General features: G+C 68.5%; 11 protein-coding genes and 1 pseudogene. 6 read left to right on the forward strand and 6 right to left on the reverse strand.

Annotated features, from left to right (window positions below; translation table 11 throughout):
• The first annotated feature begins 32 nt into the window (after nucleotides 1-32).
• The 4 genes and pseudogenes from WJ16_RS29305 (at nucleotide 33) to WJ16_RS29315 (ending at nucleotide 3,139) form a co-directional block, all read left to right on the forward strand.
• Complete coding sequence (locus WJ16_RS29305) at nucleotides 33-695, forward strand: response regulator (protein WP_069260478.1); 663 nt, start codon at nucleotides 33-35, stop codon at nucleotides 693-695.
• A complete protein-coding gene (locus WJ16_RS29310; RefSeq protein WP_069260479.1) occupies nucleotides 692-2,068 on the forward strand; it encodes an ATP-binding protein in 1,377 nt (458 codons plus the stop codon). The genes WJ16_RS29305 and WJ16_RS29310 overlap by 4 nt, the downstream gene beginning before the upstream one ends.
• 145 nt (nucleotides 2,069-2,213) lie before the next feature.
• Nucleotides 2,214-2,366: pseudogene (locus WJ16_RS35705) on the forward strand (antibiotic biosynthesis monooxygenase); the annotation flags it as partial.
• Nucleotides 2,367-2,938: 572 nt separating this feature from the next.
• Nucleotides 2,939-3,139 (forward strand): DUF805 domain-containing protein, encoded by a 201-nt coding sequence (locus WJ16_RS29315; RefSeq protein ID WP_069260480.1) that lies wholly within the window; start codon nucleotides 2,939-2,941, stop codon nucleotides 3,137-3,139.
• Nucleotides 3,140-3,458: 319 nt separating this feature from the next.
• Here the strand turns inward: WJ16_RS29315 and blaPEN-bcc are convergent, their stop codons facing one another.
• Nucleotides 3,459-4,406 (reverse strand): PEN family class A beta-lactamase, Bcc-type, encoded by a 948-nt coding sequence (gene blaPEN-bcc, locus WJ16_RS29320; RefSeq protein WP_069260481.1) that lies wholly within the window; start codon nucleotides 4,404-4,406, stop codon nucleotides 3,459-3,461.
• 128 nt (nucleotides 4,407-4,534) lie between these two features.
• Between blaPEN-bcc and penR the strand changes: the two genes are divergently transcribed.
• The gene (gene penR / locus WJ16_RS29325; protein WP_069260482.1) at nucleotides 4,535-5,425 is read left to right on the forward strand and encodes a beta-lactamase transcriptional regulator PenR; all 891 of its coding nucleotides are present in this window, start codon (nucleotides 4,535-4,537) and stop codon (nucleotides 5,423-5,425) included.
• Between the two features lie 498 nt (nucleotides 5,426-5,923).
• On the opposite strand, the gene WJ16_RS29330 is transcribed toward penR, so the two are convergent.
• The 4 genes from WJ16_RS29330 to mreB all read right to left on the reverse strand — a co-directional run bounded on the left by WJ16_RS29330 (nucleotide 5,924) and on the right by mreB (nucleotide 10,584).
• Nucleotides 5,924-6,175 carry a hypothetical protein gene (locus tag WJ16_RS29330; RefSeq protein WP_006482135.1) on the reverse strand — a complete coding sequence of 84 codons (252 nt, stop codon included), beginning with the start codon at nucleotides 6,173-6,175 and terminating at the stop codon, nucleotides 5,924-5,926.
• A 96-nt stretch (nucleotides 6,176-6,271) separates the two neighbouring features.
• On the reverse strand, nucleotides 6,272-8,494 hold the full coding sequence (locus WJ16_RS29335; RefSeq protein ID WP_069260483.1) for an amylo-alpha-1,6-glucosidase: 2,223 nt from the start codon (nucleotides 8,492-8,494) through the stop codon (nucleotides 6,272-6,274).
• Nucleotides 8,495-8,644: 150 nt separating this feature from the next.
• Nucleotides 8,645-9,292, reverse strand: coding sequence for a YdcF family protein (locus tag WJ16_RS29340; RefSeq protein ID WP_157126879.1), 648 nt, complete (start codon nucleotides 9,290-9,292; stop codon nucleotides 8,645-8,647).
• 257 nt (nucleotides 9,293-9,549) lie between these two features.
• Entirely contained in the window at nucleotides 9,550-10,584 is a 1,035-nt protein-coding gene (mreB, locus tag WJ16_RS29345; RefSeq protein WP_069260485.1) for a rod shape-determining protein, read from the reverse strand.
• 268 nt (nucleotides 10,585-10,852) lie between these two features.
• Between mreB and WJ16_RS29350 the strand changes: the two genes are divergently transcribed.
• On the forward strand, nucleotides 10,853-13,246 hold the full coding sequence (locus WJ16_RS29350) for a patatin-like phospholipase family protein (protein ID WP_069261210.1): 2,394 nt from the start codon (nucleotides 10,853-10,855) through the stop codon (nucleotides 13,244-13,246).
• A gap of 37 nt (nucleotides 13,247-13,283) precedes the next feature.
• Here WJ16_RS29350 and WJ16_RS29355 read toward each other — a convergent pair whose 3' ends face one another.
• A complete protein-coding gene (locus tag WJ16_RS29355) occupies nucleotides 13,284-14,414 on the reverse strand; it encodes an ATP-binding protein (RefSeq protein ID WP_069260486.1) in 1,131 nt (376 codons plus the stop codon).
• Nucleotides 14,415-14,471: the final 57 nt, after the last annotated feature.

Consider the following 14,471-nt stretch of genomic DNA (forward strand, 5'->3'; position numbering starts at 1 on the left):
GCCGCGGCGCCCTGTTGAAAAGGCACGAATCCATGCGCGTATTGCTCGTCGAGGACGATCCGCTGATCGGCAGCGGGCTCGAACAGGGGCTCAAACAGGAAGGCTTCGCGGTCGACTGGGTGAAGGACGGCGACGCCGCCTCGCTCGCGTTGCGCGCGACCGGCTACGGCCTGCTGCTGCTCGATCTCGGGCTGCCGAACCGCGACGGCCTGTCGGTGCTCGCCGCGCTGCGCCGCCGCGACGAAACCCTCCCCGCGATCATCATCACCGCGCGCGACGGCGTGCCCGACCGCATCGCGGGCCTCGACAGCGGCGCCGACGACTATCTCGTCAAGCCGTTCGAACTCGACGAGCTGCTCGCGCGCATCCGCGCGGTCAACCGCCGCCATGCGGGCCGCGCGCAGACGACGCTCGCGATCGGCCCGCTGCGGCTCGACCCCGTCAAGCATCTGGTGTGGCTCGACGACGACGAAGTGCCGCTGTCGCCGAAGGAATTCGTGCTGCTGCACGAGCTGATGCGCGACCCGGGCGCGGTGATTTCGCGCGAGCAGTTCGAGGAGCGGCTGTACAGTTGGGGCGAGGAAATCGAGAGCAACGCGGTGCAGGTGCACATCCACAACCTGCGCAAGAAGCTCGGCCACGACATGATCCGCACGGTGCGCGGCGTCGGCTACCGGATCGGTGACGGCGCATGACGCGCATGCAACGCGCGCTCGCGCGCTGGCGCAATGCGTCGCTGCGGCGGCGCCTGCTGACGTGGCTGCTGCCGGCCGCGTGCGTGATCGGCCTCGTCGCGAGCGCGGGCACCTACTGGGGCGCGCTGCGCGAGCTCGACGACCTGCTCGACGACCAGATGCGCAGCATGTCGAAACAGATCGTCGTCGGCCCGAACGGCGAGCTGTCGTTCAGCAACCACGCCAACGGCAAGCACGGCTTCGAGGCGGGCGACCCCGACGCGGTGCTGTTGCAGGTCTGGCGCAACGGCACGCTCGTGTATTCGACCGACCGCGATTCGGCCCTCCCGCCGCCCGCGCAGAAAGGCATCGCGACTGTCGACGTCGGCGGCCAGCCGTGGCGCACCTATATGACCGAGCGCGGCGGTACGACGATCCGGCTCGCCCAGGCTCGCCATGCCCGCTGGGAAGCGATCGCAGGCATCGCCGTGCACCTGCTGTGGCCGGTGTTCTCGATGCTGCCGCTGCTCGCGATCGGCCTGTGGTTCGGCATCGGCGCGGGGTTGCGGCCGCTACGCTCGATCGCATCCGGCCTCAAACGCAGGAATGCGAACAATCTGGAACCGGTCGACGTCGGTTCGATGCCGAACGAAGTCCGTCCGCTCGCCGAGGCGATCAACGACCTGCTCGCGCGCCTCGACCGCTCGTTCACGCTGCAGCGCCACTTCATCGCCGATGCCGCGCACGAGTTGCGCACGCCGATCATGGGGCTGTCGATCCAGTCGCAGTTGCTGCGGCGCGCGTCGAGCGCGGAGGAACGCGAGCGCATCCTCGCGCAGATCCAGGCGGGCACGACGCGCCTCGGCCACCTCGCCGAGCAGTTGCTGACGCTTGCGCGCCTCGAACCCGATGCGCAGGCGGCCGCCTGCACGTCGGCGCCCGTCGATCTCGCCGCACTGTGCCGCTCGGTGGTATCGGATCGCACGCGTGTCGCCGATGCGCACCGGATCGACCTCGGCGCGATCGTGTCGACGCCCGTGATGACCTCGGGCAACGCGGACACGCTGCGCGTGCTGCTGAACAATCTCGTCGACAACGCGATCCGCTATGCGGGCGACGGCGCGCGCGTCGACGTGTCCGCGCGGCTCGACGGCACGACGCCCGTGCTCGAAGTCGCCGACGACGGCCCCGGCATCCCGGAAGCCGAACGCACCGACGTGTGGGAGCGCTTCTATCGCGGCAAGGGCGCGCAGGCCGTCACGTCCTCGGGCAGCGGGCTCGGGCTGTCGATCGTCAAGCGGATCGCCGAACAGCATCGCGCGACGGTCGCGCTCGGCACCACGCGCGGCGGGCGCGGGCTGACCGTCACCGTGCGCTTTCCGCAGCCGGCCTGACCCGCGCGCATCGCGCGGCTTGTCCACAGATTGTGTTGGCAAGCTTGTGGACAACCGTCCGTTAACGACACCAAGCCTTTGATCGGAAAGGATTTGCCAGGCGTGCGCGGCAAATGCGCCAGCCGGAACAGTGATGCGCCCGGCTCTGTCATGCGCGATCCGAGAATCGTGCGAAGCATTTCGCGCGGCCTTCACGCATCCCGAGTTCGTCGCCAGGCTGTCGGTCTATCGATCGTCCGCCGTCGCGAGCCCGCACCTGTTTCAGAAAGTCAGTGTGGCCGGGATCTGCACTGCGTGAGCGCACCAGTGAATCGGGGCAGTGTGTGGCGTTCACGGGGGTGTTGCACATTACTCGCGCACCCCGACTTCTCCACAGAAAATGTTGGCAAGCTTGTGGATATCCTGCGCACCGCGACGCTAAGCCCTTGATCCGAAGGACTTTGGCACGCGTGATGCAGACAAGCCCCGAGGATGGCCATCGCATCCCCCGCGTCACCGCACGACGCATCACAACGCCACGACGATGCACGCCGCAGCCGCTTCGAACGTGCCCGCCATGCGCGGCACCACTTACCCACAGATTGTGTTGGCAAGCTTGTGGATATCCTGCGCAAGCCTGCGCTAACCCGTTGATCCGGCTACGGTTCAAGCGCGGCGTCACGGTTGCGGCACCATGCGGCCCGGGCATGCGCGCAGGCGAGCGATCCTGCGCAACGACGTTCCATCATCGTCGTCTTGACGCTCGCGCCCGCCGCGCGGCAAGATCACGCGAGCCGCACGCGAGCCTCGCATCGCCGGCTTCGCGCGCCGGCTCAACGGCCCGGCAGTTCCGCCGGCGCCGCACCACGACACAACACTCCGAGGAAGACCATGGAACACTTCACCGCGTGGCAGCTGGTCGTCACACTCGTGCTCGTCGCCATCATCATCTATCCGTACATCCGCATCGTCCGGCGCACCGGACATTCGGGCTGGTGGATCCTGACGATGTTCGTCCCGGTCCTGAACTTCATCATGTTGTGGGTGTTCGCGTTCGTGCGCTGGCCGACGGTCGACGATCGGCAGCCCTGATCGTCGTCGGCGCGGCGGCCGGGCTTGTCCACAGATTGTGTTGGCAAGCTTGTGGACAGCCTGCGCATACCGCGCCCAAGCACTTGATACGAAAGACTTTGTCCGTGCTGCTTCAAACGCGGCACGGCGGCCCGCGCCCCACCGGACGCGCCCGCGCGCGGGCTTGTCCACAATTTTTGTTGGCAAGCATGTGGATATCCTGAGCATGCGCGACCTAAGTCGTTGATCGCACAACGTTTGATCGCGCGGGTCACGGTTGCGGCACCGCACGCATGCGGATCGCGTCACGGACGTCGCAGCGCGCGTCGCGCCGCCCGCGTCAACCGAATGCCTGCACCACGATGCGCGCGACCGACGCGATCACGTCGTCCTTCGCGCGTGCATCGGCACGTGCCTGCGTGTAGTACACGGCCAGCGCGATCGGCGTACGCGACGGCGACCACACCACACCCGCGTCGTTGGTCGTCCCGTAGTCGCCGGTGCCCGTCTTGTCGGCGACCGTCCACCCGGCCGGCACGCCCGCGCGCAGCCGCTTGTCGCCGACCTTGTTGCCGCGCATCCACGCGACGAGCTGCGCACGCTGCGCGGGCGGCAGCGCATCGCCAACCATCAGCACGCGCATGCTCGCGGCCATCGCGGCCGGCGTCGTCGTGTCGCGCGGGTCGCCGGGCAGCGCGGTATTCAGTTCGGTCTCCCATCGATCGAGCCGGAACGTGTCGTCGCCGATCGAGCGCGCGTAGGCCGTCACCGCCGACGGGCCACCGAGCATCTTCAACAGCAGGTTCGCGGCCGAGTTGTCGCTGTACTGGATCGCGGCCTCGCACAGCGCGGCGACCGTCATGCCCGTGCCGACATGCTTCTCCGACACCGGCGAATAGTTGACGAGATCGGCCTGGCTATAAGTCACGCGCTGTTGCAGCAACGCCGGGCGCTCGACGCTCTGCGCGAGCACCGCCGCGCTCAGCATCGCCTTGAACGTGCTGCAGAACGGGAAGCGCTCGTCCGCGCGGTGCTCGGCACGCCGGCCGGTCGCGATGTCGATCGCGCACACGCCGACGCGGCCGCCCGCGCTGCGTTCGAGCTCGGCGAACATCTGCGCGGCGGCGGCGGGCGCCACGCTCGCGGCCGCAGCAGCGGCGGCCGCGCCGGCCTCGTCCGTTGCGGCAGGCGAAGCGGCCGGCCGCGACGCGCACGCGGCGACGGTCAGCGCGAGCGGCGCCGTGGCGGCCGCCAGCAACAGGGTGCGACGTTTCGATGAGTAGGTCATGTCGGTTGTCTCGTGGTGGAATGGAGGCGAAATGGTGTTGAACACGCCCGGCCGGCGAGACTGCACTATCGTGACTTTACGGTTGCCTGACAAGCAACGATAATTGAGCGCTGACAAAAGAAATTCTTATGACGAAGCTCCGCCCTCACCTTCCGCTCAATGCATTGCGCGCGTTCGAATCGTCGGCGCGCCACCTGAACTTCACGCGCGCCGGCCTCGAGCTGAGCGTGACCCAGGCCGCGGTCAGCCAGCAGGTGCGTTCGCTCGAGGAGCGGCTCGGCTGCACGCTGTTCACCCGGCTGCCGCGCGGCCTCGGGCTCACCGACGAGGGGCGCGCGCTGCTGCCGGTGCTGAGCGACGCGTTCAGCCGCATCGAGACGGTGCTCAAGCAGTTCGACGGCGGGCGCTTCCACGAGGTGCTGACGCTCGGCGTCGTCGGCACCTTTGCCATAGGCTGGCTAATGCCGCGATTGAAGCAGTTCGGCGATACGCACCCGTTCGTCGAGCTGCGGCTGCGGACCAACAACAACGTCGTCGATCTCGCCGCCGAGGGCCTCGACTTCGCGATCCGCTTCGGGGAAGGCAACTGGCCGGCCACGCGCAACGAGCGCCTGCTCGACGCGCCGCTCACCGCGCTGTGCACGCCGGACATCGCGCGGCGGCTCGCACACCCCGCCGATCTCGCGAACGAAACGCTGCTGCGCTCGTACCGCACCGATGAATGGCTCGGCTGGTTCGATGCCGCGCAGCTTGCACCGTGGGCGGTCAACGGGCCGGTGTTCGATTCGTCGCGGCTGATGGTCGAGGCCGCGATGCAGGGCGCGGGCGTCGCGCTCGCACCGGCGTGCATGTTCGCGCGCGAGCTGCAGCTCGGCCTGCTCGCGCGGCCGCTCGACATCGACGTGCGTGCCGGCGGCTACTGGCTCACGTCGCTGAAGTCGAAACCGCTCACGCCGGCGATGACGCTCTTTCGCGACTGGATCGTGGCCGAAGCGGCCGCCACCGCGCAGGCCGAATGACACGGCCCCGCTTGTCCACAGAAAGTGTTGGCAAGGATGTGGATATCCTGGGTACCCGGGACCTAAGCCCTTGATCGCGCACGAATTAGCGTGCCGACGCAGACATCGGGCAACCCGTATGCACCGGGGCTTCGCGCGCGGGCCTCGGGCGGCCCGATCGTCAACTGTCGCGACGCAATCGATTGCGAGTTGTCCACAGAATATGTTGGCAAGCCTGTGGATATCCTCCCGAGCCGCCGCGTAACACGCTGATACAAAAGGGGTTTCGAGATACGGACCTTGCGCGGTCAACCATGTGGCAGCGCACGCACTTTAGAACGCACGCGCCTCACACCCGGCTTCGGGCCGGAAGGTTCTCCACAGATTGTGTTGGCAAGCGTGTGGATATCCTGCGCATCGGCGACCTAACTCATTGAGCGCACGGGGTTTTGTGCTTCGTCTGCAGAATCGGGCAGCGCCGGTGCGGCCCGTGCGGCCTGCCCCGGCGCCATTCGTGCATCAATGCCGGTCGAGCCCGCCGCGCAATTCGCTCGCCTTGTCGCGCAGCGCCTCGTAGCCCGAGCGCGCGTGCTCGGGCAGGTCGGGATCGCCGATCAGCGCGCCGAGCGTTTCGATCAGGCTGAACAGGATGCCCTTCGCCGCGCCGACCGCGATGCTCTGCGATTCGATCGACTTGTGCAGGTGGTCGACCGCCGCTTCCAGATTCTCGAGCTTGTGCTCGCCGTCGTCGGGCCGGTTGTCGGTCGTCATCGTCTACCTCCGCCATCGTTCAAGGGTCATGTCACGATTCTATGCCGCGCGGCGCGAACGTGGCGCGACATCGCGCAACGTTCGCGCCGCGTCGTGCTACAGCACCGCGATCACCTTCACGCGGCCCGGCTGCTCCGCGGACGCGATGACCTGCCCGTCGACGCGGCGGAACGTGAGCGACACGGTTTCGTCGCCGACGCGCAATGCATCGATCCGCAGCCAGTCGACGCCTTCGGGCAGCGCCGGGCGCTCGACGCGCACTTCGTGACGCGATGCGTCGATGCTCACACCGAGGCAGGCCTGCAGCATCATGAACGGCGCGCCTGCCGCCCACGCTTGCGGCAGGCAGGCCACCGGATACGCGGTCGGCGGTTCGCCGCGCCGGCGCGGGAACCCGCAGAACAGCTCGGGCAGGCGCATCTCGAAGCTCACCGCCGCCTCGAACAGCGCGCGCAGCAGGTTCACCGCGGCCGTCTTGTCGCCGTAGTGCGCCAGCCCGCGCGCGATCAGCGCATTGTCGTGCGGCCACACCGAGCCGTTGTGATACGCCATCGGATTGAAGCGCGGCTGGCCGGCCGCGAGCGTGCGGATGCCCCACCCCGTCTGGAACAGCGCCGAGCCGAGCACACCGGCGACCGCCGCGCCGCGCGCCGCATCGGGCAGCCCGAACGCGAGCAGGTGGCCGGCGTTCGACGCGAACACGCGGCACAGTTCGCCGTGACCGTCGAGCGCGATCCCGTAGAAATCGCCTTCCGGCATCCAGAACAGCGCGTCGACCTGGTCGCGCAGCGTCTTCGCGCGCAACGCGTAGCGCGTGGCATCGGCCGCGTGGCCGCGCCGGTGCGAACACATCGCCATCGCATCGAGCGCCGCGCACGCATACGCCTGCACTTCGACGAGCGCGATCGGGCCGTCGGGGAAGCGGCCGTCCGCGTGGAACACCGAATCGTGGCTGTCCTTCCAGCCCTGGTTCGCGAGGCCGCGCTCCGACGTGCGCTGGTAATCGAGCAGTCCGTAAGGATTGCGGTCGCACTTGTCGATCACCCATTGCGTCGCGCGTTCGAGCGCGGGCCACAGCTCGTCGATCAGTGCATCGTCGCCGGTGCGCTCGACGTACGCGCCCGCGAGCATGATGAACAGCGGAGTCGTATCGACGCCGCCGTAGTACAGCGCGAACGGCACCTCGCCCGTCGCGGCCATCTCGCTGCGGCGGAACTCGTGCATGATCTTGCCGGGCTCCGCGTCGCGGAACGCGGAGGTCTCGCGCGCCTGATGCTCCGCGAGAAAACGCAGCACGCCGCGCGCGAGCGACGGCTGCAGCCACAGCATCTGCAGCGACGTGATCACCGCGTCGCGGCCGAACGGCGTCGAGAACCACGGAATGCCCGCATACGGGTACGGCCCCGTGTCGAGCTGCGTCGTGAGCAGCCCCAGATCCGCGAGCGAACGGTCGAGCCATGCGTCGAACAGCGGATTGCCGGTATTCACCCGCGCCATCGATTCGCGCCGCGCGCGCATCTCGCGATGCACGCCGACGAGCGCGGTACGCAGCGCGACGCGGCCGCATCCCGGCCCTTCCGCATGCACCGGGCCGAGCGTCGCATCGACGGTCAGGTAGATCGACACGCATGCCTGCGCGGCGATCGTCAGCGTGTAGTCGGCGCGATCGACCGACAGCGCGTCGGGCGCCGGCGAGAAATGCACGGTCACGTTGCGCTCGACGCCGTCGAGGCCGTCGTAGCGCAGCCGCACCGCGCCCGCGTCGACGCGCGGCTCACCGACCGTGCCGCGCTTCGGGCGCAGCGTGCCGCGCACCTCGAACATGTCCTTGAAATCGGCCGCGAACGACAGCGACAGCGGTACCTCGGCTTCGCTCGCGCCGTAGTTCGTCAGCGTCAGCGCTTCGTAAAGCACGTCGCCGGCGAGCACGCGCGTCCGTTCGATGTGGATCACGCCCTCGGGCGTCTCCTGGCCGCCGAGCGGCGGCAGCGGGCGGTTCGTCAGGTGCGCGGTGAACGACGCGTTGTCGGCGCTCGTCGCGCCCGACAGCAGCGACGGCGCGCGGCCGCCGAACGTCAGGCGCCACGTCGACAGCACGCGCATGTCGTCGACGAATAGCCCGTCGTCGTGACCGCCGATATCGCCGAGCGCGTCGCCGACCACGAAGGCGTCGCCGGATTTCAGCACGTACTGGTTGTTGCGCGCGAGTGCCTGCGGATCGGCTTCGGGCGCGATGAAGGCGGGGCCCGACGCTGCGGTCGGGGCAACAGGCGCGACTTGCGGCGCCTGGGTCGTCGTGGCTTCGGCGTGATTCGGCATCGATGCTCCTGTGTCGGACCGCAACGCGCGGCGCGTTGCGTGTTTCGCACAGGATAGGACAGAACGGGGAACGTGCGCAGCGACGACAAAGCGCGCAGCCTCCCGCCTGAATCGGCACGCCGCGCGAAGAAAAGGAAAAGCCGGAACCCGTTACGAAAACAGGCTCATCAGATAAAGCATCGGCCTGAACGAAACCGGCCGCGCGTCGGGATTCGCCCACAAGCGCACCGCATAGACCGCGTAGGCCGGCACTTCGCGCCAGCTCGAATAGACGTCGCGCAACTGGAAGCGGCGCGGATACACGGCGAAGATGTTCGCCCGCGCGATGCCGACGCGTTCGAACGCGAGGCGCGCCCGCGCGAGGTGGTAATACTGGCTGACGATCACCACGCACGACACGCGGTGCGCCTGCAGATAGGCGAGCGTATGCTGCGCCGTCGCGAGCGTGTTGTCGCCGTGGTCGTCCACCGCGATCCGGTCGGCCGGCACCCCGCGCGCCACGAGATAGTCGCGCATCGCGGTCGCCTCGTTCAGCCCCGGGCCGTCGATCGCGCCGCTGACCAGGAACGCCGGGCACTGCCCCGTTCGATAGCAGCGCACGCCGACGTCGAGCCTTGCGGCCAGCACCGGCTTCGGCGCGCCGGTTTCGTCGAGCGCGTTGCCGAAGATCACGGCGACGTCGGCCGGCTCGCTCGGCATCCGCATCCCGTACGCGACGAGCGCGACGGCCGCCGCGATCCAGAGGCAGGCGACGATGGCCAGCAGGCGGCCGAAGCGCGCAAAAAAGCGCCGTCTCATGTGTTTTTTCAAGATTTTCGGTCTCTCAGGTCGTCGGGCGCGTATCGGCTGGGCGGCCCGGCCCGAAACGGGCGCGTCACGCTAGCATGGCGCGCGTTCGGGTGTCCACGCGACGAATCGATGGCGGACCGATGCCGGCCTGCCGGCCACTTCTAACAGTCGGCCGAACACGCTTGCCCTGCGACGCGGCCACGCCCTGCGGAGATCGAAAGAAGGTGAACGACCGCGCCGCGATGCGCGGTCCGGCACGGCCCGGCTCAGTCGACCGGGCACATCGCGAGCCGCCCCATCGCCTCGCCGGCCCCGCGTACCGCGCAGGTCGCCGGCTCGTCGGCGATCCGCGCGACGAGCCCCGTCTCGTCGTACAGCAGGCGTTCGAGGTCCGCGAGCAGCGCGCCGCCGCCCGTCAGCACCAGGCCGCGATTCGCGATGTCGGTCACGAGCTCGGCCGGTGCATTCTCCAGCACCGACTTCACCGCGCCGATCACCTGCTTGAGCGGCGCGGCCAGCGCGTCGGCCACGTCATGGTTGGACAGCTCGATCGAGCGCGGCAGGCCGTCGCCGACACCGCGCCCGACCGCGCGCGTCGACCTGCGCGGCACCGCGCTGGTGGCCGAGCCGATCGTCTGCTTGACGTGCTCGGCCGTCTGCTCGCCGAGCAGCACGCCATACAGGTTGCGGACATGATTGACGATCGCCGCGTCGAACTGGTTGCCGCCGACGCGAATCGCCTCGCGGTAGACGATACCGCCGAGCGCGATCACCGCGACCTCGGTCGTGCCGCCGCCGATGTCGACGACCATCGAGCCGACCGGCTCGGTCACCGGCAGGCCCGCGCCGAGCCCGGCCGCGAGCGCTTCCTCGATCAGTTCGACCTCCGATACACCCGCCGCGAACGCGGCCTCGCGGATCGCGCGGCGCTCGACGGCCGTCGCATCGGACGGTACGCACAACGTCACTTCGACCCGACGGCCGAAGCGCGAACGCGTGCGCGACATGTCGATGAAGCTGCGGATCATCTGTTCGGCCGCGTGCGCGTCGGCGATCACGCCGTGCCGCATCGGCCGCACGGCTTCGAGATGCCCCGGTTCGCGGCCGAGCAGCGCCTTCGCGAGCTCGCCGACGGCCTCGAGCGTCGGCCGCGCGTCGGTCGCGCCGCCCTTGCGGAAGCAGACGACCGACGGCTGGTTCAGCACCACGCCGCGTTCGTGCGTATAGATCCGCGTACTCGCCGTTCCAGGGTCGATCGCAACGGGTTGCGCAAACAACTTTCCGAACAGCGGTGTCGACATATCAGGCCTTTGTATTCGAACGGACAGGCAGCCGCGCCGCATTTCCGCGGTGCGTCCATGCCGCCCCATCACGAGCTTAGCGGCAATTCGTTCCGATACTTTAGGCAATTCCGATGATTTTTTCGCGACGGAATTGTCAAAAATGCCGTTCGGCGCACGCCCAGCTACGCAACGGCCGCTCGCGCGGCGCCTGTAAAACACGGTAATCTCTCGGTCTTGCCTGCTCCCGGCAGGCTTCAGACGCCCGATCTCGCCAGGTATGTTCACCATGACAGCGACCGTTTTCTTCCGCTGGGCGCGGCTGCGCCCGCTTTGCACGACGCTCGTCGCCTTGTGGTGCTGCACGGTCGCCGCGCAATCGCTGCCGGCCGCCGAACCCTCGGCCGCCCCGGTCGCCGCCGCCAGCGCACCCGCTGCCACGGCCGCCGCATCCGCCCACATCTGCGAAGCCGACGGCGGCCCGGCCGGCCGCCCGTCGATCGGCCTCGTGCTGTCCGGCGGCGGCGCGCGCGGCTATGCGCACCTCGGCGTCCTGAAGGTGCTGGAGGACAACCGCATCCCGATCGACTGCATCGCGGGCACCAGTATGGGCGCCGTGGTAGGCGGCCTGTACGCGAGCGGCATCGCCGCCGACGAGATGCAGAAGCGGCTGTCGGAGGTCAATCTTGCGGACATCGCGTTCGACGTGACGGACCGCGCGGACCTGCCGCAAACCAGCCGGGAAGACGAACGCCTGTACATCAACGGGCTGACGCTCGGCTTCGGCAAGAACGGCGTGAAGGCGCCGGTCGGGCTCGTGCAGGGCAACCGGCTGCAGGCGCTGCTCGCGAACTGGACGGCCGCCGTGCCGACCAACCAGCCGTTCGACCGCCTGCCGATCCCGTACCGCGCGGTCGCGACCGACCTGCAGACGGGCCAGATGGTCGTGCTCGACCACGGCTCGCTGCCGCTCGCGATCCGCGCGAGCATGGCGATGCCGGGCCTGTTCGCGCCGGCCGAAATCAACGGGCGCGCGCTCGTGGACGGCGGGCTCGTCAGCAACCTGCCCGTCGACACCGCGCGGCAGATGGGCGCGAACATCGTGATCGCGGTCGACATCGGCTCGCAACTGCGCCCGCTCGACGCGCTCGCGTCGCCCGCCGACGTGATGCAGCAGATGGTCGGCATCCTGATCCGCCAGAACGTGACCGCGCAGCGCAAGCAGCTCGACGCGCAGGACGTGCTGCTCACGCCGGACCTCGGCTCGCTCGCGTTCACCGATTTCCAGAACGCGAAGCAGGCGATCGCCGCCGGCGCGGCCGCCGCGACCGCGGCACTGCCGAGGCTGCGGCGCTTCGCGCTCACGCCGGAACAGTACGCGGCCTACCGGTCGGCGCACGCGCAGCCGCTGCCGCCGCCGATCCGGATCACGCGCATCGAGATCAAGACCTCCGGCGGCGTGCCGACGCGGGTCGTCAGCAACGCGCTGCACGTGAAACCAGGCGACATCTACGATCCCGACACAGTCAGCAAGGATTTGCTCGGGCTCACGACGGGCGGCAACTTCGAAAGCGTCACGCAGCAGATCGTGAGCCACGGCGACGACAACGTCCTCGAAATCAACGCGCGCGAGAAATACTGGGGGCCGAATTTCCTGCTGTTCGGGCTCGGCATGTCGAGCAGTTCGACCGACGAGGGCGGCTTCCGCCTGCATGTGGGCTACCGGCGGCCGTGGCTGACCGATTCAGGGCTCGAATTCCGCGCGGACACGACGATCGGCAGCGACCTGCAATCCGCGCGCATCGAGTTCCGCCAGCCGCTGTCGACGGCGTACGGCGTCTATCTGTCGCCGTACGCGGAATATCAGCGCCGCTACGCGAACCTGTACGACGACAGCGGCGACGTGAAGATCACGCAATACCTGATGCAGACCGCGCGCGCCGGGATCGACTTCGGCCTGCCGATCGGGCGGCTCGGCGATTTCCGGATCGGCCTCGGTTACGTGACCGGGCACGGCTCGCCGACCTACAACCTGCCGTTCGACGACGGCAACGGCCAGACGCTGCTGTGGCCGAGCTTCACGTCGCAGGCGCTGACGGCGCGCGCGCGGCTCGTCATCGACCAGCTCGACGATCCGCTGTTCCCGCGCAAGGGCTATTTCACCGAGCTGCGTGTCGAACGCTCGCTGGTGTCGCGCAATGGAGGATCGGCGTCGGAGTTCGACGACGGCATCAACAACGCGCCCTACACCGAGATCTACGGCAAGGCGATGGTGGCGCAGCAGTTCGGCCGGCACAGCGTCAGTGCGACGATCGAAGGTGGCAAGAGCATCGGCGGCACCAACCTGATCAACGCGTTCAACTTCACGCTCGGCGGCTTCCAGCATCTGTCCGCGTATGCGGCCGACCAGTTGAACGGCAACGAGCTCGCCTATGCGCAGGTCACCTACATGAACCAGTTGATGACGTTCAACGCGTCGCCGGTCAAGGCGCTGTCGGTGGGCGCCAGCGCGGAAGTCGGCAACGTGTGGTCGAGCGGCCAGCAGATCGGCGGCGGCGCGCTCAAGCAGAGCTATACGTTCTTCACGAGCCTGTCGACCGCGTTCGGGCCCGTCTACATCGGCGTGGCGCTCGCGCCGAGCGGCCGTCGCAACTTCTATCTGCAGCTCGGTCGCACGTACTGAGCGTGTCGAGACTCGGGCCTCGCGCGGCGGCGTATCGCTACACCGGCCAGCTGATCTCGAAGCGCGCGCCGCCGAGTTCGACCGGATCGACGACCGCGATCCGGCCGTTGTGCGCATGGAGCACCTGCCGCGTGATCGACAGGCCGAGCCCATAGCCGCCGGTGCGGCGGTCGAGGCGCACGAATGCGTCGAAGATCCGCTCGCGCTCGCTCTCCGGCACGCCGGGACCGTCGTCCTCGACGAAGATCCCGATGTTGCCGTGCACGAGCGAGATCCCGACGACGATCCGCGATCTCGCATACTTGCTCGCGTTGCGAAGCAGGTTGCGCATCGCATACGACATCAGCCGCCGGTCCATCCTCACGCGCAGGTCAGACGCGATCGCGATGCGTGATTCGATCGCGCGCTCCGGATACAGCAGTTGCGCGTCGCTGACCTGATGCTCGAACCACGCGACGGGCGCCGTCATCTCGAGGTTCGATTGCAGCGAGCTGTATTCGAGCCGCGCATACGTGAGGCTCATGTCGATCAGCTCTTCAAGCTCGGTCACGTCCTGCGCGATGCTCTCGAGCGCGCCCTGGTATTCGGCCGCGGAGCCCGGCTCGCGCAGCATTTCGAGCGCGAAACGCACGCGCGCGAGCGGCGTGCGCAACTCGTGCGAGATGCCGTTCGTCAGATCGCGCTGCGCGGCGATCAGCCGTTCCATGCGCATCGCGAGCGCATTCAGCGTGCGCGCGAGCGGGCCGATGATCACGCTGTGCGATTCGCGCGCCCGCGTGTTGAAGCGGCCGCCCGTGAAATCGATCGCGCGCTCGCGCACCATCACGAGATCCGACCACACGGGCCGCATCCATCGGTATGCGGCGAGCGCGGGCGCGGCGAACACGAATGCGAGCACGATCCAGATGTCGCCGGGCAGCGAGTCGAACGCATGCCATACGACCTGCGGCGACAATTCGACGCACAGCGCGAGCGCCGGCACGAGCGCGGTCAGCAGTACGAGGCCGAGCAGATGCAGGTAGGTGCGCACGTAGAGGCGCGACCAGCTCGGAATGCGGTCGGCGCGCGTATCGGTCCATGCGCGACGGAAATGCAGCCAGCGCCATTTGACGTAGCGCAGCGTCGGCAGCGGCGGCGCATCGGGGTGCGAGCGGGTTCGTCGGATCATCGCGGCTCCCGGCCGGCGGGTGAAAGGCCCGCGCGGAACGTGACGGCGTCGCACGAC

The organism is Burkholderia metallica, from assembly GCF_001718555.1.
Taxonomy (GTDB): domain Bacteria; phylum Pseudomonadota; class Gammaproteobacteria; order Burkholderiales; family Burkholderiaceae; genus Burkholderia; species Burkholderia metallica.